The organism is Polyangiaceae bacterium, from assembly GCA_015075635.1.
In the GTDB taxonomy this organism is placed as follows: Bacteria; Myxococcota_A; Polyangia; order Polyangiales; family Polyangiaceae; genus JADJKB01.
The window spans coordinates 2,418,522-2,444,296 of the sequence record JABTUA010000002.1 but is presented as its reverse complement, the minus strand read 5'-3'; the positions used below and the strand labels follow the sequence as shown (position 1 = coordinate 2,444,296).

Annotated in this window: 16 protein-coding genes; 12 read left to right on the top strand and 4 right to left on the bottom strand. The window is 65.0% G+C overall.

Annotated features, from left to right (window positions below; all coding sequences use genetic code 11):
- Positions 1-47: 47 nt before the first annotated feature.
- A complete protein-coding gene (locus tag HS104_27060) occupies positions 48-1,106 on the bottom strand; it encodes an ankyrin repeat domain-containing protein (protein MBE7483626.1) in 1,059 nt (352 codons plus the stop codon).
- A 271-nt stretch (positions 1,107-1,377) separates the two neighbouring features.
- Between HS104_27060 and recC the strand changes: the two genes are divergently transcribed.
- From recC to HS104_27025, 7 genes are all read left to right on the top strand, one after another.
- The gene (gene recC / locus HS104_27055) at positions 1,378-4,776 is read left to right on the top strand and encodes an exodeoxyribonuclease V subunit gamma (protein ID MBE7483625.1); all 3,399 of its coding nucleotides are present in this window, start codon (positions 1,378-1,380) and stop codon (positions 4,774-4,776) included.
- Complete coding sequence (gene recB, locus HS104_27050; GenBank protein MBE7483624.1) at positions 4,773-8,468, top strand: exodeoxyribonuclease V subunit beta; 3,696 nt, start codon at positions 4,773-4,775, stop codon at positions 8,466-8,468. The genes recC and recB overlap by 4 nt, the downstream gene beginning before the upstream one ends.
- Positions 8,465-10,348, top strand: coding sequence for an exodeoxyribonuclease V subunit alpha (gene recD, locus HS104_27045; protein ID MBE7483623.1), 1,884 nt, complete (start codon positions 8,465-8,467; stop codon positions 10,346-10,348). Before recB ends, recD begins: the two co-directional genes overlap by 4 nt.
- A 518-nt stretch (positions 10,349-10,866) precedes the next feature.
- Positions 10,867-12,477: a DEAD/DEAH box helicase family protein gene (locus HS104_27040; GenBank protein ID MBE7483622.1), complete on the top strand. Its 1,611-nt coding sequence runs from the start codon at positions 10,867-10,869 to the stop codon at positions 12,475-12,477.
- Positions 12,470-14,278 (top strand): ATP-binding protein, encoded by a 1,809-nt coding sequence (locus tag HS104_27035; protein MBE7483621.1) that lies wholly within the window; start codon positions 12,470-12,472, stop codon positions 14,276-14,278. Before HS104_27040 ends, HS104_27035 begins: the two co-directional genes overlap by 8 nt.
- 32 nt (positions 14,279-14,310) lie before the next feature.
- Positions 14,311-14,826, top strand: a complete 516-nt coding sequence (locus HS104_27030) for a hypothetical protein (protein MBE7483620.1) — start codon at positions 14,311-14,313, stop codon at positions 14,824-14,826.
- The gene (locus HS104_27025) at positions 14,819-15,748 is read left to right on the top strand and encodes a hypothetical protein (protein ID MBE7483619.1); all 930 of its coding nucleotides are present in this window, start codon (positions 14,819-14,821) and stop codon (positions 15,746-15,748) included. Before HS104_27030 ends, HS104_27025 begins: the two co-directional genes overlap by 8 nt.
- A gap of 3 nt (positions 15,749-15,751) precedes the next feature.
- Here HS104_27025 and HS104_27020 read toward each other — a convergent pair whose 3' ends face one another.
- Both HS104_27020 and HS104_27015 read right to left on the bottom strand, forming a co-directional pair.
- Positions 15,752-16,687, bottom strand: coding sequence for a hypothetical protein (locus HS104_27020; protein MBE7483618.1), 936 nt, complete (start codon positions 16,685-16,687; stop codon positions 15,752-15,754).
- A 14-nt stretch (positions 16,688-16,701) separates the two neighbouring features.
- On the bottom strand, positions 16,702-17,145 hold the full coding sequence (locus HS104_27015) for a hypothetical protein (GenBank protein MBE7483617.1): 444 nt from the start codon (positions 17,143-17,145) through the stop codon (positions 16,702-16,704).
- Between the two features lie 114 nt (positions 17,146-17,259).
- Here HS104_27015 and HS104_27010 point away from each other — a divergent pair, with 114 nt between their 5' ends.
- The 5 genes from HS104_27010 to HS104_26990 all read left to right on the top strand — a co-directional run bounded on the left by HS104_27010 (position 17,260) and on the right by HS104_26990 (position 24,299).
- Positions 17,260-18,744, top strand: a complete 1,485-nt coding sequence (locus HS104_27010) for a DNA phosphorothioation-associated putative methyltransferase (protein ID MBE7483616.1) — start codon at positions 17,260-17,262, stop codon at positions 18,742-18,744.
- 67 nt (positions 18,745-18,811) lie between these two features.
- The gene (locus tag HS104_27005) at positions 18,812-19,039 is read left to right on the top strand and encodes a helix-turn-helix domain-containing protein (protein MBE7483615.1); all 228 of its coding nucleotides are present in this window, start codon (positions 18,812-18,814) and stop codon (positions 19,037-19,039) included.
- Complete coding sequence (locus HS104_27000) at positions 19,040-19,978, top strand: DUF4007 family protein (protein ID MBE7483614.1); 939 nt, start codon at positions 19,040-19,042, stop codon at positions 19,976-19,978.
- A 62-nt stretch (positions 19,979-20,040) separates the two neighbouring features.
- Positions 20,041-23,523: a hypothetical protein gene (locus tag HS104_26995; protein MBE7483613.1), complete on the top strand. Its 3,483-nt coding sequence runs from the start codon at positions 20,041-20,043 to the stop codon at positions 23,521-23,523.
- Positions 23,520-24,299, top strand: coding sequence for a phosphoadenosine phosphosulfate reductase family protein (locus HS104_26990; GenBank protein MBE7483612.1), 780 nt, complete (start codon positions 23,520-23,522; stop codon positions 24,297-24,299). The genes HS104_26995 and HS104_26990 overlap by 4 nt, the downstream gene beginning before the upstream one ends.
- On the opposite strand, the gene HS104_26985 is transcribed toward HS104_26990, so the two are convergent.
- The gene (locus HS104_26985; GenBank protein ID MBE7483611.1) at positions 24,290-25,774 is read right to left on the bottom strand and encodes a DEAD/DEAH box helicase family protein; all 1,485 of its coding nucleotides are present in this window, start codon (positions 25,772-25,774) and stop codon (positions 24,290-24,292) included. The genes HS104_26990 and HS104_26985 overlap by 10 nt on opposite strands.
- Between the last annotated feature and the right edge of the window lies 1 nt (position 25,775).

Below are 25,775 nucleotides of genomic sequence, written 5' to 3'. Positions count from 1 at the left end.
GCGAAGCTTCGCGAGCAGTCTGCCGCTCGCCGTGTTCTCGGCCGACCTCACGCCGCAGGCGCTCTTCTTCGCTTTCTCGGTGCCTTTGCTCGCGTGCTCGCCGTCTTCCTGCGCGAACGGCGAGAGGCACCGGCCTCCAGAAGGAGTTTCACCATGGCGGGGCGTCTACGGCGCGCCGCAACCGAGACCGCGTCGTTCTTCTCTTCTGCCGAGCAGTGCGGGAGAAGCGCGCGCGCAGTTCTGGTGCTCGACGAGTCGGCCGCACACATCAGGGGGGTGAAATTCCGATCATCACGGAGGTCGACGCGCGCCCCGGCATGCAACAGCAGCTTTGCCACGTCGGCCTGGTCGCGCAGCGCTGCGAGGTGGAGTGGCGATGCGCGGTAGTGATTTCGGCGGTCGTTCGGACCTATCCCTGCATCGAGGAAGATCTTCGCGATCAGCCTTTGACCTTCTGCGGCAGCGAAATGAAGCCCCGTTTGGCCGAGTTCGTTGCGCACGCGAAGATTCGCGCCGGCAGCTCGGAGGGCCTTGAGCATCGCTGCATCCCCTCGGTCAGTCGCGACGAACACAGCCGACTGACCGTGCTCGTTCTTCGAGTTCACCCTCGCTCCCTCGGTGAGGGCCTTCCTGAGGGTTCTCAGGTCTCCCTTGATCACCGCGCCGTGAAGTCTCTCATTCGCCTCATCTTCTGGGGATGGGACGGGCCGGACGTCGGGAAACCGTCGTTCGACCGCCTTGCCCACGTCGGGCAGCGCGACGCCCCTCGGGATCGCGATCGCCACCACGCCCGGAGAGCCTATTGTTGGCGGGGAGAATCCCTCGCAGACAACCCCGCACTTCTTCTCGAGCAGCGCAACGAGCGGCGCAAACGTCGCTTTGTGTCTGTACTCGAGCGCGTCTACCGAGAAGCCACCGAGCTTGTGGGTACGGCGGTACCTGAGCATCCCGCCTCGGCCCGGGGTGGCAACGATCACATCGCCGTAGGTGGGCCGAGCGCGGAGATACGGGATGTTGTCGAGACGAAAGAGCCCTTTCGCGCGATTGACGACAGAGCACCAAATGGTTTCAATCTCGGCGTCACGGGTATGGAACGCGACCTTCACCTGCCGCGTTGGTCTGGAAGCACGGTGGTCCATCTCGCGGGAGAGTAGGATGAGTCGTGGGAACCAGTCTCCTCAATCGGGGAGCCCGAGTCAGTCGCTCACGCTGTGGACCGGCATCGCGGGGGCTTGGGAGATCCCGCGGTCCCAACCGGTAGCGGGTCGACCGGGCCGCACCTCCGACAACCTCTGTCGCACCCCTCCCGCATCATGATCCCCGCCATTGGCGCCCGACTCCGCGCGCCCTAGCGTCGCCGTTTCGGTTCCGACCGACATGCCCGCTTTTCACCTCCACCGCAGCAACCGCCTCGAGCGCCTCGTCGTGTCGCTCGGCGATCTGCTCGCGGAGCCCGTCGGCGGGCCTCTCTCGCCCGAGGCCGTCGTCGTGCAGGGGAGGGGGATGTCCATCTGGCTCGGTGGCGAGCTGGCGAAGCGCTTCGGGGTGTGGGCGGCGCCCATGCTGTACCCGCGCGAGCTGGTGGAGCAGCTCGTTGGCGAGGTGCTCGGTGACGACGCCTTGGGCGACCCCCCACTCTCGGAAGACTTGCTCGCGTGGGGAGTTCAGGCCGTGCTTCCCGAGTTGCTGGCGCAAGCCGAGTTCGCGGCTCTGAAGCGCTACGCGGTCGGCGACGCGCAGGGCGTGCGGATGGCCCAGCTCGCGACGCGCATAGCCACCGTCTTCGATCAGTACCTGACGTACCGGCCCGACTGGATCCGCGCCTGGGAGGCCGGCGACATCAGCGGCGTTCCGGAAACCGACCGCTGGCAGCCGCTGCTCTGGAAGCACGTCTCGGAGCGCTTGAACCGCCCCCACCTCGGCGCAGCCAGCGAGCGCGTGATCGATGCACTGGCCAAGGGCCCGAGCCCCGAGGGGCTGCCGCCGCGCGTGCTGCTCTTCGGCGTCTCCACCTTGCCTCCGCTCTACGTGCGCGTGCTCGCCGCGCTCTCGCGCCACGTGGACGTGCACCTCTTCCTCTTCTCGCCCGCCCCCGGCTTCTGGCCCTGCAGGCTGCGGGAACCCGCTCGCGCCGGCGGGCGGGCCGAGCTCGACGTGGACAACGCCCTGCTCGCCTCGCTCGGCATGCTGGGCGCTGACTTCGACCGCGTGCTCGAGACGGAGCTGTCCCGTGTGGGCGTCGCGGCCGTACCGCACGACCTGCATGAGACGCCCACCGGAACCTCGCTGCTCGCCACGCTCCAGGCCGATCTCCACGCGGTCGCCCCGGCGAGCTCGCCGAAACTCGCGCTCGGTTCCGAGCCCGCGATCTCGGTCCATTCCTGCCACGGGCCCATGCGCGAGGTCGAGGTGCTCCACGACCAGCTGCTCGAGCTGCTGACGCGAAAAGAAGACCGCGTGGCGCCCGAGGACGTCGTGGTGCTGGTCCCCGACTTGCCGACCTACGCTCCGTTGATCGAGGCCGTCTTTTCGCGTGACCTCGGCAATCTCGACTTCATCCCGTACCACGTGGCCGATCGCTCCGACCGACAGGGCTCGCCGGTGCTCGACGGCCTCCTGCGCGTGATGGGCATGGTGCGCGGACGGGTCACGGCTTCCGACGTGTTCGACCTGCTCGTGCTCGAGCCCGTGCAGCACCGCTTCGGTCTGGACACCGCTGGAATAGAGACCCTCAGAGGGTGGGTCGGCGCGAGCGGCGTGCGCTGGGGTATCGACCGTGCTCACCGCGGACAGCTCGGCGTGCCCGAGGACGAGGCGAACACCTGGCGCTTCGGCCTGCGGCGCCTGATGCTCGGCTATGCGATGCCCGGTCGTGGGCAAGCGCTGTTCGAAGGCGTGCTGCCGTTCGACGACGTGGAGGGCAAGGAAGCGCAGCTCCTCGGCACGCTGGCGTGGTTCACGCGCACCCTGTTTCGCTGGCTGCACGAGCTCGAACGGCCACGTTCGCTGGCGGAGTGGGCGGGCACCCTGGTCGAGCTCGGCGCCGCGCTCTTCGCAGAGAGCCGTGACAACGCGCGGCAGATGGCGCGCGTCAGCCAGGCGCTCGAGCGTGCAGTCAGCGATGCCGCCGCCGCGGGCTTCGAAGGCAGCGTGGACGTCCAGGTGCTGCGTGAGCTGCTCGAACAAGCGGCAGATTCCGCGGGCGCGGACCGGGGGTTTCTGTCCGGCGGCGTGACCTTCTGCGCGATGGTGCCGATGCGCAGCATCCCGTTCTCCGTCGTGTGCCTGCTCGGCATGAACGACGGAGATTTCCCCCGCTCACCGCGCCCGGTCGAGCTCGACCTGATCCGCAACGGCAAGCTGCCGCGGCGACCCGGTGACCGCTCGCCGCGCGACGACGACCGCTACCTATTCCTGGAGACCGTGTGCGCGGCACGCGAGCGGCTCGTGATCACCTACACCGGCCAGAGCGTGCGCGACAATCGCTCGCGCCCGCCGTCGGTGTGCGTCTCCGAGCTGCTCGACTACTTCGCGGCGCGCGTTGACCTTGCGGCCGGCGCCAGCGCGGAGGGAGACGACCCGAGAGCTCGCGCCCGCACGGCGTTCGTGGTGACGCATCCGCTCCAGGGCTTCAGTCCGCGCTACTTCGACGGCTCCGACCCGCGGCTGTTCAGCCACTCGACCGCGTACGCGTCCGCCGCTCAGTCGTCGATGCAGGGGCGGCAAGCCACGAAGCTGTTCATGGAGGGCGAGCTCCCTCCTGCGGAAGTCGGCGAGCTCCGCCTCGACGAGCTGGTGAAGTTCTTCAAGTCGCCGCCCGCGTACTTCCTCAACCGACGACTCGGCCTCTATCTCAAGCAGGAGGACGGCGGCATGTCCGACCGCGAGCCGCTCGAGCTCGACCAGCTCGAGAACTGGAAGCTCGGCACGGCGCTGTTGGGCTGCCTGCTCGACGACCGCCCGCTGGACGAGGCGGAGACGCTGCTGCGCGCGCAGGGCGAGCTTCCGCTCGGACATCCGGGAAGGCTCGAGCTGGAGAAGCTGCTCGCCGACTGCGAAGCGATCGCCGAGCGCACTCGGACCGATCGGCAGGGCTCCAGTCTCGAGCCGCTCGAGGTGCGCGTGGAGCTCGAGGACGGCACGCGGGTAACGGGAGCGATCGGGGACCGCTGGGCCGGCGGGGTCGTGAGGCACACCTACTCGAAGCTCGGGAGCAAGTACGTGCTGGAGGCGTGGATCCGCCACCTGGCGCTGTGCTCGGGCTCCGAGAAGGGCGCACGGACGGTGTGGATAGGGCGAGGCAAGGATGCGGACGCGAATGCCGTCGAGTGGGCCCCGCTTCCGGCGCAGGAAGCGGCACGCGAGCTGGCCGCGCTGGTGCAGCTCTACCGCCGAGGGCTCGAACGGCCGTTGCCGTTCATGCCGGCAACCAGCCGCGACTACTTCGACGCAGTCGGGCAAGGCAAGAACGGCGAGGCGGCGGCCGTCAAAGCCTACGACGAAGGAGACCTCTGCGAGACGGCCTTCGATCCTCACCCGGCGCGCGCCTTCAGCGGGATGCTGCCGCCGTTCGATCCAGCGTTCGAGGTCGGCGAGAAGGAGCTCGAGGACACCGAGTTCCACGACCTGGCGGCGGCGGTGTACGGCCCGCTCGATGCCGCCAGGGCGCCGAATGCGGGGTCGGTGCCCAAGGCGACGGCCAAGGCGACAGCCAAGGCGGCGAAGGCGCCGGCGAAGGCAACGAAGCCGTCGAAGGGCGGGAAGAAGAAGTCATGACCGCCGCCGCGACCGTCCCGTTCGATGCGGTGGAGATCTCGCTCGACCGCAAGAACCTCGTGGAGGCGAGCGCCGGAACCGGGAAGACGTACGCCATCACCACGCTGTTCGTGCGGCTCCTGCTGGAGTCGAAGCGCGATCCCTCGGAGATCTTGGTGGTCACCTTCACGGACGCGGCGACGGCGGAGCTCAGGGACCGCGTGCGCGGGCGCATCGTCGAGGCGGAGGAGGCCTTTCGCGCGGCACTCGCGGGAGAGACCCCGAAGGACGAGGCGTTCGCGAAGCTGGCGAAGCGCCGGGGCCCCGCTCTCGAGGAAGATCTGAAGCGTCTGCGGCGTGCCGTGGAGAACATCGACGAAGCGCCGATCTCCACCATCCACGGGTTCTGCCAGCGCGTGCTCCACGACAACGCCTTCGGAACCCGCGTGCCCTTCGGCGCGGAGCTGATTCCGGATCTGAGCGAGCTCTACGATGACGTCTTGTACGACCTGTGGCAGCGCCGCGTCGCCCACGGTTCGCCAGGATTTGCGCGACAAGCCGCAGCGCTTGGCGTGAACATGCCACGCCTGCGGCAGCTGCTCGAAGAGTCGCGGCGAAACCCCCGGGTGGCCGTGGTGCCAGCGGTTGTAGCGCCGGTCGAGCCATCGGCGCTCCAGCGCGCACTCGAAGAAGTCCGGCAGCAGCTCGCTCGGTTCGACGGGTTTGCGTACGTCGGCGAGCACTGCAAGGCGTCCGCCTTCGGCAAGGGCGACGCCATCCACGTCCTGCTCGCCGAGCTGCGCGCCTGCGTTGCCTGCGACGATCCGAACGAGCTGTACTTCCCCCCAGGCGCCGAGAAGTTGTTCCCTGCGTGTGTCGCAGACAGCCTGTATGTGAAGTTCGCCGGCGACCCTGGCGCCGCCCACCCCTTCTTCGCGGCGTTCGAGCGCTTGGTCCGTCTCTCGTGGCTGCGAGTCCTCTCGCTGCAGCACGAGGTGTTGAGCGAGGCTCCGAAGGAACTGCTGCGCAGGAAGACGCAGCGCGGCGTGCTCGGGTTCGAGGACCTCTTGCTCAGGGTTGCCGACGCGCTCGCCGGTGAGGACGGCGCGAGGCTCGCGGAGGTGCTGCGCCAGCGCTTCAAGGCGGTCTTGATCGACGAGTTCCAGGACACCGATCCCGTGCAGTTCGAGATCTTCGAACGCGTGTTCGGCGGGGGCTCGCACCCGCTGTTCTTGATCGGCGACCCCAAGCAGGCCATGTACGCGTTTCGCGGAGCGGACGTGTTCGCCTACCTGGCTGCGGCGAAGAACGCCCGACGCTTTAGCATGGGGACGAGCTACCGCTCGGATCCTGGCCACGTCGCCGTGGTGAACAATCTGTTCCGCCCGCCTGGAACCTTCCTGATCCCCGCGATCGGGTATTCGGATGTGGCGCACAAGCCGGGGGCGACGAACGCGTTCAACGCCCCGCACGCATCGAGCTCGGCGTCGGTCGAGCTCCTGTTCGCGACGCGCACCGACGACACAAAGCCCGTCAACAAGTCCCTCGCGCGCCGCGCCGCAGCGCGCATCGTGGCGGCGGACATCGTGCGCCTGCTGCAGGGCACGACGACGGTTGTCCGCGCGGGGAAGCAGGAGCGCATCGGTGCCGGCGACGTCGCGGTCCTGACGCGCACCAACGCCCAGTGCTTCATGGTGCAGGACGCGCTCCGAGCGCGCGGCATCGTGTCGGTGGTCATCAGCGACACCAGCGTGTTCGAGTCCGAGGAGGCAGCGGACGTGCAAGCTGTCCTGGGTGCCGTGCTCGATCCGATGAGCCGCTTCGACCTGCGGCGCGCCGTCGCCACCTCGCTCCTGGGCGTCACCGGCGACCAGATCGCGGCGCGCGAGGCCGATCCCGAGTGGTGGCAGGGCTGGGTGACCAGTTTTCGCAGGTGGCACGAGCTGTGGGTCGAGCGTGGGTTCGTCCGCATGTTCCGCGCGCTTTTGACGGACACCGGCGCGGCAGCCCACCTGCTCGCGCTGGCCGGCGGGGAGCGTCGCCTCACGAACGTGCTGCACCTCTCGGAGCTCCTGCACCGGGTCGCAACCGAGCAGCACCTCGGCCCCGCGGCGCTCCTGGCCTGGCTCGGAGAGCAGCGCGCGGGCGAGGCCGCGGTCGCGGAGCGCGCCGAGATCCGCCTCGAGAGCGACGAGGCCGCGGTGAAGATCCTGACCGTTCACAAGGCCAAGGGGCTCGAGTTTCCGGTCGTGTACTGCCCGTTCCTGTGGGATGCCGTGGGCGGGAAGCGTGACAAGGGACCGTTCCGCTTCCACGATCGAACCGGCAGCGCGACGCTCGACATCGACGTGGATGCGCAGGCGCGCGGCGACAACTGGGGGTGGTCGCGCTGGGAGAGCTTCGCCGAGGAGATGCGCGTGGCGTACGTGGCGCTCACGCGCGCCAAGCACCGCACCACGATCGTGTGGGGTGGGTTCAACACCCTCGGGGCGTCCGCCGCGGCATACCTGCTGCATCCTCCCGGCTCGCTCGCCCCACCCGGGGTCCCCGATGGCGCACGGCTGAACGGCGAATCCGACGCGGTCCTTCAGCGCCACCTCGGTCAGCTGGTGAGCCGCGCCAAGGGCGCGCTGGCGCTCCGGTCCGTGCCGCTGAACGACGACGAAGACCCGATGACGCAAGAGGCCCAGGCGGGTGGGCCGCTCGAGGCGCAGCCCATCCCGAACAGGATCCAGTCCTGGCAGCGGACGAGCAGCTTCTCCAACCTCATCAAGCGCGAGCTCGGCTGGCAGCTCGACGAGGAGGAGGGTCGGGATCGCGACGAGGAGGTCAGCGCGGCCGCGGCGGCCGAGGCTGCGCCCACTCCCGTCGTGCCCGGCGAGCGCGTGCGCATCACTCTCGACGGCTTCCCGCGGGGCCGGCGGACCGGCGATCTGTTTCACGACGTGTTCGAGCAGCTCGACTTCGCGTCCGCGACGGACGAGGAGCTCGCCGCGGTCGCCCAGGCGAAGCTCGACGGCTTCGGCTTCACGCAGAGCTTCTCCGCGGAGGAGCTGGAGATCCGCCGCGCGCAGATGGTGCGAGCCGTCCGGGAGACCCTCGGGACACCGCTCTCCGCCGGTGGGCCGCGGCTTCGGGACATCGGGGCGCGGAAGAAGTTCGCGGAGCTCGAGTTCCGAATGCCGGTGGGCGAGGGGGACGCGCCCCTCACTCGCCGGCGCCTGGCCGAGGTGTTCCGCGCGCACCCGAGCGATCGCCCGAGCGGCGCGCTGCCCGCGGCGTACGCCGACCGCGTCGAGCGGCTGGGCTTCCGCGAGCTTCGCGGGTTCCTCAAGGGCTACGTCGATCTCGTCTTCGAGCATGCCGGGCACTGGTACGTCGTGGACTACAAGACCAACCACCTCGGCGATCACCTGGACGACTACGGGTTGCCCGCGCTGCGACGAGAGCTCGAAGAGTCGCACTATTTCCTGCAGTATCACCTGTACACGCTGGCGCTCGACCGCTACCTCGCCCACTGGCAGAAGGGCTACGAGTACGACAAGCACTTCGGTGGAGTCTTCTATCTGTTCGTGAAGGGGATGCACCCGAGCGCGCCCGTCGGGAACGGGGTCTTCTTCGAGAAACCTCCGCTCGCCCGAATGCGGGCCCTGGGTGCCGTGCTCGACGGCGCGAAGCTCGGCGGCGAAGCGCGGGCGGGAGGTGGCGCATGACCGCTCTCTCCACCACGGCGAAGCTGTGTGAGCTCGGGGTGCTGTCGCACCTGGACCACGAGCTTGCGGAGACCTTGCTTGAGCTCGCGGGTGAGGTGTCACCCGAGGTCGCCTTGGGCGTGGCCTTCGCCAGCTGGGCCGTGCAGCGCGGCCACGTTTGCGCGGAGCTCGCGGAGCTGCGCACTCGGGTGTTCACGGATGAAGAGGACAAACCGCTCGAAGGAATCGTCCTGCCCGAGCTCGAGTCATGGCTCGCGGCTCTGCGAAACAGCAAGCTGGTCGCGCTGGACGCCCCGTCTGCTGAGGCGCCGCGGCCTCTGGTGATGTCTGGCAGCAGGCTCTACCTCACGCGCTATTTCGAATACGAAAAGACCCTCGCGGAGGAGTTGCTCGAGCGGAGCAAGGTCGTCCACGCCGAGCTCGACGGCGCGCTGCTCCGCGAAGGGCTCGATGCGCTCTTCCCGGTCTCGAAGCCCGGCATGGAGGGTCAGCGACGCGCCAGTCTGCTCGCGGCGCTGCGCGGCCTCTCCGTGATCTCGGGAGGGCCGGGGACCGGTAAGACCTACACGGTCGCGAAGGTGCTGCTCTTGCTGCAGCAGCAGGAGCTCGAGCGCGGACGGAAGCCGCACCGCATCCAGCTGCTCGCGCCCACGGGCAAGGCAGCGCAGCGTCTCGGCGAGGCCATCCAGCAGAATCTGGCCGACATCCCCGAAGCGATGCGGCCTCACATTCCCGCGGAGGCCTCGACGATTCACCGCGCCCTCGGCTACCAGCGCAACGCCCCCACGCGCTTCCGTCACCACCGCGACAACCCGCTACCCGCGGACATCGTGGTCGTGGACGAGGCGTCGATGGTGGACCTGGCGCTCATGGCAAAGCTGGTGGACGCGGTCCACCCAAGGGCGCGCCTCGTGCTGCTGGGGGACAAGGACCAGCTCGCCTCCGTCGAGGCGGGAGCGATCCTCGGCGACATCTACGGTGGCAACCCGGATGACGGCTACTCGCGGGAGATGGCCGGCGTCGTGACGCGTCTGACCGGAGATACGCTTCCTGTTTCACCGAGCCTTCCCTTGCCAGGGGCGCACGACTGCATGGTGCACCTGACGTACGTGCACCGCTTCGAGGGTGGGGGTGCCATCGCCAAGCTCGCCACTGCGGTGAGGAACGGGCGACCCGAGGAGGCCTTCGAGGTTCTGGACGGGCCGAGCGCGGATGTGGAGCTCTGTCCTGTCGAGGCTGGCGCCGAGCTCGAAGCGGTGTTCGGCGCGCTCGTCCTGGAGCGCTTCGAGCGGCTCGGCACGGCGCCCGTGGACGAGAAGCTGAAGATCCTGGCGTCCTTCCGCTTCCTGTGTGCCCACCGACGGGGAGACTTCGGTGTTCACGGTCTGAACGCCTTCGTGGCTGAGCACCTCACACGGCACGGCAAGCTTCAAGGTCGCGGCGACTGGTACGACGGGCGCCCCATCCTGATCACGAGCAACGACTACTCTCTGGATCTCTTCAACGGCGACGTCGGCGTCATCGCGCAGGATCCCGAGGCCCCGGTCGCCGACGGCGAGGCGCGGCCGCTGGTAGCGTTCTTCCCCGGCTCGAACTCAGCGACGCCCCGCCGCTTCCCGCCCGGCCAGCTCCCTCCCCACGACACAGTGTTCGCGATGAGCGTGCACAAGGCGCAGGGGTCAGAGCTCGACGAAGTGGCACTGGTGCTGCCCGAGCGCGTGTCGCCGATCCTGACCCGTGAGCTCATCTACACCGGGATCACCCGCGCGAAGCGCAAGGTGCAGATCTTCGGGACGAAGCCCGTGCTCGAGCACGCGATCCGAGCGCGGGTGCAGAGGGCGTCGGGGTTGGGGGAGAGGGTTTGGGGGAAGCCCGTATGACGCATGGGCCAGCTGCGTCGTCTACGGTGATTCGTGCGCGGCGGCTCAAGCTGCTGAACTGGAAGTCGCGTGGGAGTCGGCTCGTCCTTCGGAATAGCGGCTCCGAGACACCGTTGTTCGCGTTCCTGGCCTCGACCAACCGTACGGCTCAAAGAGTCAAGGTGGGCACGCTGCCCGCGCGGCCGCTTTTGAAGCCCTTGCTGTCATCCGTGTCCTGGGCGATCGTACCGCGCTGGTGTGCCGGACGCAGGCGAACGCGCCGCAGTCCGCCGGACCCAAAGGGGACGCTCGATGTCTGGTGACGAAGGAATGACACGATACGTCCCCGCACCAGTCGGCCGCTGGTTTCCCCGCTCCCGCAATCGCGCTACTCTTCATGTGGAGCGAGTTGGCAGTGGCGCGGCTAGGTGCGCTGCACCGCTACCCGGCTCCCGAGGCCGTGACCTCAGCGCGCCGGGCGGAGTGCGGCATCTCGCGTTTCGAGCGGGACCCAGTTCCTGCTGCTGGAGTTCGTGATGGTGCCGTTCCACAATTTACTGTCGCGCGCTGATGAGCCGACGCTGGAGGCGTTGATTGGAGCCCCGGCGGTTCGGCTGGCCGCGCTTCTCGACAGGGAGCTCGCCCGCGGAACTCGGCTGCGCGAACTGTTGGTCGATGTCCGGCCCCCGACAGATCTTCTGAGCGACCCGAGCAGCCGGGCTGTGCTCCTGGATCTTCTTCGAGAGGAAGAAGCCGTTGAACTGTGCGAACTTCTCGGCTTGGGTCAAGGCGATGATGTATTCGGCTCGCTTAGGACCGCTCGTTTTCGCAAGCGCAGTAACGCATTCCTGGTCATGCTCGGGTTCTTCGGGTTGACGCTGCCCGAAGTTGAAGCCCGCCCGACGGTCGATGCGACCACGACGTCGGTGCCGGCGTACGCCTTGTTTGCGCACCAGCGGCGGGCCGTGAATAGAGTTGAAGAGGCGCTCTCAACGGGAAACCGGAGAGTCGTGCTTCACATGCCCACCGGGTCCGGCAAGACGCGCACCGCCATGCACGTGATCGCCAACCACCTAGTTCGGCACGAGCCGGGTCTGGTCGTCTGGCTCGCATACAGCGAAGAGCTCTGTGAGCAGGCCGCCGCCGAATTCAACACAGCGTGGGCTGCACTCGGAAACCGACCGGTAACGCTGTATCGTTTTTGGGGGAGCCACGAACCGGAACTACGTCATGCGGCCGACGGCGTGCTCGTCGCAGGGCTGGGAAAGACCTACAGTCGCGGGCTGCAGGATCTCCAGTTTATCGCCCGCCTCTCCGAGTCAACCAGCCTTGTGGTCATCGACGAAGCGCACCAGGCGATTGCCCAAACTTACGGACTCGTGCTCGACACGCTCCATGCACGGAATGCTGGTACCGCGCTCCTTGGGTTGACAGCAACGCCCGGGCGGACATGGAACGATCGCGACGCCGACAAGGAGTTAGCCAAGTTCTTTGATCGGAAGAAAGTGATGCTCGAGGTTGACGGATACCGCAACCCGGTCGACTACCTCGTAGACGAAGGGTACCTCGCCCGGCTGAAAGTGGAGAAACTGACACATCGAGGCGGCCTCGACTTGTCACCCCGAGATTTGCAGGAAGTCGCGGCCGCTTTGGATATTCCCAAAGCGCTGCTCGAAAGCCTGGCTAAGGACGAACAACGCAACCTCGTGATCGTGAAGTCTGCCGAGGAGCTGGCGACGCGGCATCGGCGACTGATTATCTTTGCGACGACCGTCGAGCATGCTCACCTGATTGCTTCCGTTCTGAACGCGCGCAAGAACCTTGCAGCGCGCGCGGTCGTTGGCGAGACGGAGGTCGGGCAGCGCGAGGCTGCCATCCGGTGGTTCAAGGCGGATACGCCTGACCCCCGCGCGTTGTGCAACTTCGGCGTTCTGACCACCGGTTTTGACGCTCCCATGACCAGTGCGGTGTTGATTGCAAGGCCGACACGCTCGTTGGTCTTGTACAGCCAGATGGTGGGCCGAGCCATCCGGGGACCGAAACAAGGTGGCAACTATGAGGCGGAAGCTGTGACGGTCGTGGACACGCAGCTCACGGGGTTCGGGACAGTGGCCGACGCGTTTGTCAACTGGGAGGACAGCTATGAGTGAATCTTTCGATGTTGTACCGACTCATTTGGTCATCAAAGCCATGCAGGACAGTGGCTACCGTAACGCCGCCTATGCTTTGGCCGAGCTGATCGACAATGCCATCCAGGCCGGTGCGACCGACGTGCAGCTCATTTGCGTCGAAGACGAAGAGTTTGTGCGTGAACGAACTCGTTCGCGTATCGCGGCCATCGCCGTGCTCGACAATGGGACGGGGATGAGTGCCGCCGAACTGCGAAGAGCCCTTCAGTTCGGCAACGGGGCGCACCTGAACGACCGCGATGGCATCGGCCGCTTTGGCATGGGGCTTCCGAACTCGTCCTTCTCACAGGGGGAGCGCGTGGACGTCTGGACTTGGCAGGCTGGGCCGGACTCAGCAGTCCATTCCTTTCTTGATCTGGCGGAAATTGCGGCAAGCAGGATGCGCGAGGTTCCGGTTCCGAGTTCCAGCAGCCCACCACCTGAGTGGGTAGCCCGCGCCCGCACTCGACTTGGGAAGACTGGCACGCTCGTGGTGTGGCCCCGCCCAACGCGTTGCACATGGCGAACGTCGGGCGCGGTGATTCGCAATTCCGAGGACGTTGTAGGTCGCATTTATCGCAGATTCATCAGCTCTGGGCAGGTCACGATCAGAATGGCCGCCTTCGTTCGGGCCGCCGAGAAACCCGAGATCGACATCGACACTCGACCCAACGATCCCATGTACCTGCTGACGGAGACCACTTGCCCGGCGCCGTGGGACAAGACACCCATGTTTGAACCCTGGGGGGATAAGCCGGAGCAAGAGATCAAGGTAAAGTTCCGTGGCAAGGTTGAGACGGTGCGAATTCGGTATTCTTTCGCGAAGAAGGCAGCCCGAGAGGGGCACAACCCTGGTGAGAGGCCTCACGGCAAGCATGCTGCGCGGAACGTGGGTGTGAGCATCGTTAGGGCGAATCGCGAACTCGAGCTCGATACCAAGTGGCTTCCCGGCTACGACCCGGTCACACGGTGGATGGGCATTGAAGTCGACTTCCCGCCAGCACTGGACGAGGTCTTCGGCGTGACGAACAACAAGCAGAGTGCAACCACTTTGGCAGACATGGCCGGGATGGACAAAGAGCAACTCGCCGAGCGGCACGGCTTTGGCAGCTACCAGGAACTAAAGGCCGCGTGGGCTGAAGACGGCGACCCGCGGGAGCCGCTCCTCCAGGTACGCGACGCCATCGATTCCGCTTCGCATGCACTGCTTAATTGGCTGAAGGCCCAAACCCGCGGCCAGAAGGGGGGTAAGCGCCATCCGGACAAGTCTACGCCAGAGGCAAAGGCCACGGAGGCGACAGCGCAGCGCAAGAAGGACGGGCACGTTGGCACGAGCGACGCGGGTGAAAACGCACCCAGCGAACAGCGCAAGCAGGAGATCGAGGAAGAGCTGGCCGCCGAAGGAGTGGAAGAGGCTCGCGCGCATGATCTTGCAGGTCAGACCATCGACAATGGACTGAAGTACGTCTTTGCTCACGCTGAGAGCACTTCAGGCGCGTTCTTCAGCGTGAAACCGAAAGGTGGGGCGATCGTGATCACGCTCAACACCGCGCACCCAGCCTACGATCACCTGGTCGCCGTGCTTGAAGACGCGGAAGATGAGGGCGACCTGGAGAAGTTGCAGCTTCGTCAAGCCAAGGCCCTCGACGGGCTGAAGCTGCTGCTCACAGCATGGGCTCGATATGAAGACGAAGAGCCTGACGGACAGCGGCGGATTCAGGTCCAGGAGTCGCGGGAGGACTGGGGGCGCGTAGCCCGACAATTCCTCAGGCAGAAAGGATAGCGCCGAGCGGCCCGAGCAGGCTGAGGTCAAGGATGTTTGGCAAGCTGGACAGAAAGCGGGCGTATGAAGTCGCGAGATCGGCACTGCGAACCGGCGCGATATCGGACATGCAGCGCGCGCTCAAAGGCCTGCCCGACACTGGCGAGAAGGCCAACGACCTCCGCCGTCGGCTCGAGGCGGCCCTGGAAAAAACCCCGCCAGGCAGCACCCATCTCAGGAAGCGCGGCACGGAGGCCATGTGCTTGTCAGATGGGCTGGAGTTTTCGTTCCGCATTGGGAGCACCCGAACTCCAAGTGTGTTCGACGTCCGACACGTCGGTGCGCGCGTCACGATTGTGCTGAACAGTGAGCATCCGTTCGTGAGGCGGCTTGAAGCATCTGGGGAATGGGCATCGCCAGCGGTTCTCACACTCCTCGCGGGGTGGGCTCGCTTCGAACTGGAACAGCCCGACGGCCGACTCTCCAGTCAAGCCGCCGACGCGCGGACAGATTGGGGGCGGGCGGTCCGCAGGCTCCTCGACGCCGATCCGAAGTTCGGCGATGGATAGGCCTGGCGAGGCACTGCTGCGGCTTTGCAGCGAAGCGCGCAAGGAGGTTCTGCTTGCCGCGCCGTTCTGCAAGACAGCGACACTCGCGCGACTGATGTCCGTGGTTGATCCGGCGGTACCGATCAGAGTGGTAACAAGATGGCGACCAGTTGAGGTCGCCACTGGGGTTAGCGACCTTGAGGTCTTTGAGCTTCTATGCCGCAGGAGGGCTGGCGTCTTGTTTCTGCGCCACGACCTGCACGCCAAGTACTACCGCGGCGATGACACTGTACTCGTCGGCTCGGCGAACCTGACAGCGACGGCGCTAGGCTGGGCGCCAAACTCAAATTTCGAGCTACTGACCCGACCTTTCGAAGCGCGCGGCGTTCTCGCTTCGTTCGAGACTGAACTGATGCGGCAGGCGGTGCTCGCGGACGGAGACACTAGAGACATGGTGGCGGCTGCGGCCGCGATGATCGCCGTCGCCCCCAGTCAAGAAGGAGCACCCGCGGAGCTGCTGGCTGCGAGCAATCCGGGCCCCTGCTGGGTACCATATTCGCGGAATCCGGAGAATCTGCGCGCAGTCTATGCGGGCGACCACGAATCTGTTGCGGCCGGAGCTCGTGCGGACGCCGAACGCGACCTTGCGTACTTCGACCTCCCCCGTGGGCTGGGCGCGGACGGATTCCGCGACGCGGTGGCGGTTGTACTACGCCAACATCCGCTGCTACTCCGAATCGACTCATTCGCGGCGGTCCCGCGACGGTTCGGGGAGTTGAGGACGCTCGTTCGAGAGTATCTCGACGAACGCTCCGCGCCCGAGAACGCGACAGACCTCACACAGCGCTGTATCCGATGGCTCCGATACTTCACGCCGACTCGCTACGAGTTTGAGACGCCGAAGTACTCTGAGGTGCTTGTCCGCCGACGGGGCAACTCTTGAGTCCTATTCCACCCTCTGGAAGTTGAACTCCGAGTCAAACGTCCACAGTGACAGATTCTTGTGTGCGCGCACTGCGTATTCCAGCTTCTCGCTGCAGCGTTCAGCGAGCACGACGCCCTTCGCGTTCATCTGCTTTCCGTTCCGTTGGACGTTCTGCATCCAGCCGACGTACCGGCTCGCCTGTCCCACAACGGCATCGGGCGGGCGACCCTTCTTCAGCTCGAACACCCACCAGTGTCGCCGCTTGGCGTCCACGCCGAGTAGGTCGATCTGGCTCACGTGAGTGAACACTTGACGACCTGCGATGCCGTCTTTCTCCTGAGAGCAGAGCTGAATCCCGAGCTCCGCAAAGGGAGTGTTCTGCCAGTTGCGCTGGAGGTACTCCTCGATCGCCCTCTCGGTCCAATCCAGGTGAACCAAGGGCACTGATGGCGCGCCTTCATCGGCGTAGACCATCTCGAGCACGAACCCCAAGGCCCGCTTGAACGCATCCCGATCAAGGGCCTTGAAGAGAATCGTCAGAAGGTGGAGTCGCGCCGTTGGGGACTTCACGAGCTCGGCGAAGACGGTTCTGTCGAGGCGTGCGAACGCGACGCTGCGCAGGATCTTGTAGGCCCTTGCCTTGGACGCGACGGCTTGAACGTAGTCTGGGATCGCGTCTTGGATCGGGACCAGCTGCCAGATCCCGTCACGTTCGAGGTGACGGAACGGTAGTCTGACGTCCACCTTGTAAGGCCAGTCGGGATAGATGGCGCGAAGGAGCTGCTCGAACGCGCTCTTGAGGCCGTCGTCCAGAGCAACTTCGGGCGACGCGACTTTCCGCTTCGCGATCATCATCACGACCGCCGCGAGGAGCAGGGGCTTGTACGGCTTCGCCCGTCCGCGCGCGCGATCTACGCGAAGGTTATCGGCGCGCCGGCAGAATTCATCGAACCTCATCAGCTCACCGCCGTTCAGGTCTTCAGCCCAAGCTTGGCCGTGACTTGACCGCGAACGTCCGACGGCAGGTACTTCTCCAAAAGCCTCTTTGCCACGCGCTTTGCCATCTCCGGTTTGCTGACGAGCTCCTTCCATAGCCGTGCATCGACCTCGCCGACCGCGTCCTTGAGGGCCTTGCCGGACTTCTTGTACTCGTCTTCCCCTTCGCGAACCTTCCAGAATCCCTCGCTCTGGAGGTGCACGAACGGGAGGGCCGCGTTCGCCTTCTTTGCTCCCCCGAACTGCTGGATCGCGCTCGCAAGGTCGTCAGCGACATCCTTGTAGGCGACGGTGTTCCCCTTTCCTGACTGGGCCCGCGCAATGAGCATCAGAACCAGTAGTGGCTTGTGCACTGCCGGTCTGCCGCCGCTCGAGCCGACCTTCAGAGAAGTGAGTGCGTCTTCCCAGTTCTTTTCCACCTTGGTTAGCTCCTCCCGGTATTCCGCCGCCCAGGATCAAACAGGCGCGGAGGGGCCGCGTCTAGCCTCATCCGGCATGCGGTCCGCGGAAGCCGGTGTATTCTAAGGACCGCGATGCTGGAGCCGGAGACCGAAGGCGTAGAGGGCGAACAGCCGAGCGTTCGCAGGGGCCGCACCGCGATGCAGCGATATCGGGCATCGCGGCCGGTTTCGGTCGCGCTCGCGGATGGGCTCATCACCAAAGAGACGACCTTCTTCGACTACGGCTGCGGACGCGGTGGGGACCTGAAGTTCCTGAGCGGGAAGTGCGCGGGTGTGGACGGCTGGGACCCGGAGCACCGACCAGCGGCCAGAGTCGCGCCGGCCGATGTGGTCAACCTCGGCTACGTCCTGAACGTCATCGAGAACCCCGCCGAACGCAGAGAGGCGCTGAAGCGAGCATTCGCGATTGCTCGGAAGGTCCTCGTGGTGTCCGTGCGCGTGGACAGCGTTCCCGAGAACTTCGTCGAGTTCGGGGATGGATACCTGACGGGTCGGGAGACGTTCCAGAAGCTCTACACCCAGACCGAGTTCAAGGAGTTCGTTCAGGACGTCCTCGGTGTTCGCCCCTACGTTGGAGGGCTCGGCACGGTCTACGTCTTCCCGAGCCAGGACGCTGAGGCGGACTTCATTGCCAGTCGCGCCTTCACTCGCCGACTCGAGTACCGGACCGACCTCATCGAGGAATTCAAGAAGAGTCCGGTGGCGCGGAAGTTTGTCCGGCTGGCGAATCGGCTCGGTCGGGTTCCACTTCCTGAAGAGTTCAAAGACTTCGGAAAGCTAGCCGATGCCTTCGGTTCGCCACAACGGATAGAGCGCCTCACGCTCCGCCACATCAATGCCGAAGCGTTCAAAGGCTCGCGCGAGCAGCGGCGAGACGACATCATCACCTACTTCGCAATGCTGCGATTGCAGGGGATCCGCCCGTTGCCCTTCAACGTGCTGCCTTCAACTATTCGGCAAGACATCAAGGCGATCTGGCCGAACTACGCGGCGGCCGTTCAGGACGCGATGGAGTTCCTGTTTCGCCTGGGTCAGCCCGACCTGGTCAAAGAGACTTGCCGGTCCTGTGGGCTAGGCAAGCTACTTCCCGGCGACCTCTACATTCATCAATCAATCGAGGACGATCTACCGGCGCTCTTGCGATTGGTGATCTTCGCGGCGAGTAGCGTGGTCGGTTCGGTGGAGTGGAACATCGCTAAAATCGGGCTCGACGGCCGCACGGTGTCGTTCCTCACTTACGAGGACTTTGACAATGTCGCGCATCCGGCGCTGCAACGAAGCATTCGCGTCTACTTGCCCAAGGCGTCGTACGGCATCCGCGAATACAGCCACTACGCGAACCCGCCGGTGCTGCATCGCAAGGAGGCGTTCGTGACCACCAGCTACCCGCACTACGAACGATTCCGCGCTCTCTCCGACGCGGAAGAGGCTGCCGGGCTGCTGTCCCAGCCGAACATCGGGACGCGGCTCGAGTGGGGCGAGATTCTCAAGGGCGCGGGATGGGACATTTCCGGTCACAGCCTGATACCCCGGGCACCTACCGATCTGGGCGGATGAGCACTAGACAGATGGGGAGCAGTTTCGGCTTTACCCAGCCCGGACCCGTGGAATAGGGTGCCTCCTCGTGGAACCCAGTGGAACCAATTCTGGACAGGTATTCACCGTGCAAGAAGTGGCCGAGTACCTTCGCGTGACGCCCAAGACGGTTTACGGACTGGTGAAGGACGGGAGCCTGCCATCGTTTCGGGTGGGCCGGTCAGTGCGGTGCCGGCGAACCGATCTCGAGGCGTTCGTGGCCCGACAGGCAGAACGCGCGAAACCGGAAGATTCGAATGGCCGAGGGAGGCAGTAGATGACTGCCCCCGAGCAGACCTCATTCGCCGGCCACGAAACCTTCCCGTTCCGGTACACGTGGCTGAGCAAAGCTTACGATGGGGTGTTTAGTGACCCTTCAGTGTTTGGCTCGGACGACGCGATGGTCCAGTTCGGCGTCGGGAAGAACATGGTTCGGTCGATGCGCCACTGGGCGTTGTCGTGCGGCATCGTCGAGGAAGATCCAGACGTGCCAAACAACCGTGGCCGACAGCTCAGGGTGACAGAGCTCGGGGAGCGTCTGCTCGGTGTGGACGGCTGGGATCCATATCTGGAAGACCCCGCGTCGCTATGGTGGCTGCATTGGCAATTGGCCAGCTCACCCGACCGTGCGACCACCTGGTATTGGGTGTTCAATCACCTCCCGCAGCCCGAGTTCAGTCGATCGCAGCTGCTGGGCTGGCTGATGGGACTGGCTCAGCAGGTTCGAACTGCGCGAGTGTCTGAGGCCTCCCTCAAGCGAGATATCGACTGTTTTGTTCGCACATACGTGCCAGCGCGGCCGACTCGGACGGTGCCACTCGAAGAAACCTTGGACTGCCCGCTCGTCGAGCTGGGGCTGGTGCGGGAATTTGGAGCGCGCGGGAACTACTTGCTGCTGCGAGGCGAACATCCGTCTCTTCCGGACCACGTCTTTGCCGAGGCGCTGGCGGCGTTCTTGAGAAGGAATGAGGAGCGCGCGAATACCGTTCCGCTCGACGCCATTGCGTTCGCACCTGGTTCTCCGGGTCGAGTGTTCTGCCTGACAGAAGAGGCACTCCTCATGAGGCTCGAGCGGCTGCGCGCGACGACGGCTGGAGCTTTGGTATTCGACGAGACGGCCGGACTTCGGCAGGTAATGATCCATAGAGAGAGCGAAGAGCTCAGATTACTAGACAAGCACTTCCGAAACCGCGCAGCGAAGGGGGCAGGCGAATGACGCCTCGAGCCGTGTTTGCTTGGTCCGACGCTGTCACGCTCCGCGCGCGTTACCGGCGTTCCGTGCACCTCGAGCGGGACTCCGAGGAGCCCCACGCGCTCGACGGCTACCAGGTCACTCCGCTCGTCCGCAGTCTGGTCGGTCGGCTTGGGCAGAGCTTGAGCAAGGGCAGCGGGACGCGCGCGTGGAGCGTCACCGGGCCGTACGGCACGGGGAAGTCGGCGTTCGCGCTTTTCCTGGCTAGCCTGCTTGCGCCGGAGACCGTTTCCCAGGGTCGGGCTCGGGCGTTGCTGCGGTCTGCGGACGCTGAGCTCGGCCAGCTCCTGCTGGGCAAGGGCGGACCATTGGCGTCGAAACGGGGTCTGTTGCCCGTACTCGTTACAGGCGAGCGGCGAACTCTCGAGGAGCTGTTCTTGGGCGCGCTGTCGAACGCGTTGGCCAAGTACTGGGGAGGTCGCGGCGCGACCCCCGCAATCGTTGGCGAAGTAGCGCGAGCCGCAAAGCGAGCCGCTGCTGGCCGCAAAATCACCGCGCGCGACGTGGTCGAACTTACCGAACGCGCTGCGGCGAAGGTGAAGGAGTCAGCTCAGCCGGGTGATGGGCTCCTGCTCATCCTGGACGAGGCAGGCAAGCCTCTCGAGTTTGCGGCGCACCAGCCTGACGGCGCCGACGTGCAGCTGCTACAGGAGCTCGCTGAAGCTGCAAATCGCAGTGCGGACACCCCGCTCGTTCTGGTGGTGATGCTGCATCAGGCGTTTGAGCAGTACGCGGGGCGCCTGAGCAGTGCCCAGCGGCAGGAGTGGGCCAAGGTCCAAGGCCGCTTCGAAGATCTCGCGTTCCTCGAGCCACCAGAGCAGCTTCTTCGGCTCATCGGAGCAGCGTTCGACCACCACCCATTGCCCCAGAAGCAGCTCGCCGATGTTCAAGGCCTCGCAGTGAACATCGCCGAAATCGCAAACCCGATCGACTTCCCCGACAAATCGCGATTGAGAGCCCTGCTTCAAGAGGCGGCGCCGCTCCACCCTGTGACCGCGCTGTGCGTGGGGCCACTTTTCCGAAGCCGGTTGGCACAGAACGAGCGCTCGCTCTTCGCTTTCCTGGGTGCAAACGAGCCGCATGGCCTGCAGGAACACCTCCGCGGCGGAACCGCGCAGTTGTATCCACTCGATAGGCTCTATGACTACGTCGCTAGCGCATTCGCAGGGCGGATGTACGGCCGCAATTCGCAGCATTGGGCGCGTGTCGAAGAGGCCCTGCGCCGGCTTCCCACGGACGCGGGGTCGGAAGATGCGAGAGTCGTCAAAGCATTGGGTGTGCTTACGTCGCTCGCGGATTCCGGAAGTTTGCCTGCGTCCGAGGATGTCCTGGCAATCGCGCTTTCGACCGGCCCGTCCGTGGCGCGCACAGAGCTCCAGGCGTGCCTGAAACGACTGCAGCAGGCGTCGATAATCGTCTACCGGCGCTACAAGAACGCATACCAGCTATGGGAGGGGAGTGACCTCGATGTCGACGCGCTGGTCTCTGGCGCTGTCGCTAAGCTGGACCCCCGAGCTTCACTCGTCGAGCGGCTGACTCGGTTTGCGCCGCCGCGCCCAATCGTCGCGAAGCGTCACCTGTTCACGACGGGTTCGCTGCGCTACTTCGATCTGCGGTTCGCCGACGAGGCACTGCTTTCCAGTGACCTCAGCCAATCGAAGCACGCTGCAGATGGCGTGATCTGGATTGCGATCCCATCGTCAGCTTCGGAAGCGGCAAGCCTGACGCGACAGCTGAGCAGCGGCGCGCCATTGCTGGCCAGCAGCACTTCAGAGCGTCCTTTCGTAGTCGCGGTTCCGAAGAATGTGGAACGTCTCCGCGAAGTGGCCATGGACCTGGCTGCCCTCGAGTGGGTTCAGAATCACACGCCGGAGCTACAGTCGGATGCCGTGGCTCGACGCGAAGTCGCGGCGCGGCTGGCTGACGCGGAACGTGTCTTGAGAGCTGAGCTGGGCAGCCTGGCGGAGGGCGATGGTTGCGTTTGGTGGTACCGAGGAGAGTTCTGCAGTCTTGGGACTGCCCGACGGCTGTCCGGGTTTCTGTCGGACATCTGTGATGACGTGTACCGCCACTGTCCGGTGATCAAGAACGAGCTCTTGAATCGCCGTCACCTCTCCTCTGCGGCGGCCGCGGCGCGGCGAACGCTCATTCAGGCGATGGTGCTTCGTGGCTCCGACGCCCAACTCGGAATCGAGGGCAGCCCTCCGGAACTGTCGATGTATCGCTCGGTGTTCGAGCAGCACCAGCTCCATCAAAAGCGCGATGGCGCTTGGGTTTTTGCTGCGCCGGTCAAGAAGAGCTCGCTGCGGCCAGCTTGGGATCGACTCGTCCGCGAATTGGCTGAAGCCCAAGGGCGGCGCATCCGCATTGCTGAGCTGTACGATCTACTGCGACGCCCCCCGTTCGGCATCCACGACGGAGTTCTCCCGGTCTTGCTGACAGCGATAGTCCTCCAGTCAGATGCCGAGGTCGCGGTGTACGAGGACGGCGCGTTCGTGCCCAAGCTCACCCCGCCGGTGGTCGAACGGTTCCTGCGCTCCCCTGACAAGTTCGAGCTTCAGCATTTCCAGGTGGCTGGCTCCGGTATTGCCTTGTTCGAACGATTGTTTCAGATGCTGAGCGGCGGGAAGCAAGCGACTCCGACGAAGCTGGGGTTGGTTCCAGTCGTTAGGGAGCTCGTCAGGTTGGTTCAATCTCTACCGGACTACTCGCGCAATACGCAGTCGGTATCGGATCTGGCGAGGGCCGTACGTGAGGCTCTGCTTCGGGCGCGGGAACCCGGGACGCTACTCTTCAAGCAGTTGCCCGAAGCTTGTGGGTTGAGTGCCTTCGCGCCTCACCGGGCAGCTCCCGGTCCGGACGTGGAAGTGTTCGTGAACTCGTTGCGGGATTCGCTCCGCGAACTGCAGGGCGCGTTCCCCGGGCTGATGCGCGAGATCCGCGAAGGCATTGCGGACGCGTTTGGCCTCTCGCGTTCCCCGGACGGGATGCGACGCGAGCTGGCGGCTCGAAGCGCCCAGCTGCTGCCGGTTGCAGTCGACTCGCGGCTCAAGGGGTTCCTGATCCGAGTGCTCGACGAGTCGCTCGAGAGCGACGAGTGGCTTAACTCCCTCGCGACACTTCTGGGTGGAAAGCCGCCCGCGGCGTGGCGTGACATCGACCTGGACGAGATGCGGCTCAACCTCGGGATTGTTCATCAACGGTTCTCCTCGCTCGAGAGTCTGATGCTCGAGCGCGCAGAACGAGACAATCCCGATGGCACACGCCTGATTCGAATTGCGGTGGCCCAGCCGGGAGCTCTGGAGAGCGAGCGTGTCGTCTCTGTGCGAGACGAAGACCAGGAGCTGGTGGAGAAGCTGTGTAGCCGTCTCAGGGAAACGCTGAGCGCGGCGCGAGCAGAGCTCCCCCAAGACGCCGTGTTGGCCAGCCTTGCGTTTGTTGCGGCGGAGGGCATGAAACAACTCAGTGGTGAGGACACCACTGCCCAAGCGGAGAAGATGCGCTCATGACTCGACACATTCTCGGGCTCTCAGGCGGCAAGGACAGCACCGCGCTTGCCGTTTACATGCGCGATCGCGTGCCTGAGATGGAGTACGTGTTTTGCGACACGGACAAGGAGCTGCCTGAGACGTACGAGTACATGGATCGTCTCGAGGCGTATCTCGGCAAGCCGATAGCCCGCCTCAATGCGGATCGAGGCTTCGACCACTACTTGAAAGTCTACAACAACTACCTGCCGTCCTCGCGGATGCGCTGGTGCACTCGGCAGCTCAAGATTCGGCCGTTCGAGCAGTACGTCGGCGAAGATCCCTGCGTCAGCTACGTCGGCATTCGTGCTGACGAAGACCGAGAGGGCTACATCTCCACGAAGCCCAACATCGCGCCTCGATTTCCCTTCAAGGAAGACGGAATCACCAAAGCCGACGTGTTGCGCATCCTCGAGGAGGCCGGAATTGGCCTGCCCGAGTACTACAAGTGGCGGAGCCGTTCGGGCTGCTACTTCTGCTTCTTCCAGAGGAAGGCGGAATGGGCTGGCCTGCTGGAGCGCCACCCAGACCTCTTCGAGCTTGCCAAGCAGTACGAGAAGACGGACCCAGAGACCGGGCAACGCTACACGTGGCAGGCTGGCGAGAGCCTTGACGACCTGCAGCAGCCCGAGCGGCTCGCCCAGATTCGCAAGAAGAGCGCGGCGGTGAATCCAGGGCTAGCGCCGACGTTGGCGAATGTGTTCGCCACTGACGATGACGATGGGGATGAGGCGGCGTGTTTGATTTGTCATTTGTGAGTCTGCTGCGCGGTCCAGAAGCCATCGAACACGCGGTAGACGTCGTCCACGCTACCGAAGTTCTCGAAGTTGTCCCGGACGTCTACAAGAGTGCACCTGTCGCCGCCGCCCATGAGCGGCCCGCGCAGACCACGGCCCACCATTTGACTGTAGAGTACGACAGAAGCAGTGGGCCGCGCGATAACCACAGTCCGTATGCGTGGAGCGTCGAAACCCGTCGACAGGATTCCGAAGTTTGTCAGCACCTGGAAATCACCACGCCGGAATCGCTCAATGACGCTGCGGCGTGCGCCCTTGCGCATGGTTGAGTCGATGTACTCTGCCGGCACTCCGCGAAGTGTAAGTGCAGCCGCGAGTAGTCTTGCATGCTCAACTGTGCAGGCAAAGACGACGCACGGATTTCCAGCCGCGACCTCTGTCGCGACGTTCTCAACGATCACCCGGTTGCGGCTTGGGTTGTGCGAGAGCGTCTCAAGGATGCTCTTCGGCAGGTCAAATGCGCGTTCGACGTGAGTCTGGTCGCCGGCGCTGAGGGTCAGGGTGACGCCGGTTTCGATTACTCTGCGGTGCACTTGCGCGAGCACACGCAGGCCACGAAGTGTTTCCAGCGGATTAGCGCCGAGATCTGGGGTTACAAGGTTGTGGTTGAAAAGGCTGGCAAGCTCCTGGTTTTCCCGCTGCCGATCCAGTCCGCGTCCAGGCGTGGCGGTGAGTCCCACCAGTGAGCAGCCGGGTCCACCAGACAGAGCTGAGGTGACCTCACGGAATGTCGGGGCGAGGACCTTGTGTGCTTCGTCCACCACTACCACCTCAAGGTTGGACTTGAGGAAACGGAAGAGGGTGCTCTCCCTTGCCGCCACGAGCTTCTGAAATGTCGCAACGACGAATGCACCCTGCACGTCCATGACGCTGGGCACGTGGTTCGCCCAGAGCCGCACCACCTGCGAGCTTGAGCTTGCTTTTGCTTGCCAGAGGTTCTTGAACGCCTCTATCGCCTGCTCACAGAGTTCCTCCGTGTGCGCAATCCATGCGACGCTTCGCCCGGAACCAAAGACATTCCTTTGGTCCACAACCGCAATCAGCGCTTCCATTACCGTTCGCGTCTTGCCGGCCCCAGTTGGAAGCTGGACGAGGACTGAGGGCGAGAGACTCGTCAGGTGGGCGAGCAGTTGGCGGTAGACATCGTGCTGGAAGGCATGAAGCGCTGGAACTGGGTCAATTGGGTCAACGATTTCAACTGTCGTTGCGCCCGCTGCAGACGGCGGCGCGCACTCTCTGGGGAGGTTCAACGCGAGTAACACCCGTTCGACTAGCAATGACCCCGCCCGCCATGGCGTCGCAGCGAGCGCCAACGCGTTGTCATGGTATTTCGGAAGTACATTCCCGGTAAACTCCGCCGCCAGTTCTGCGAGAAGTTCTGGCGGGAGGGTCTCCAGCAATAGCCGGCGGAGCGGCCTTTCCGACAGAGCGTCCATC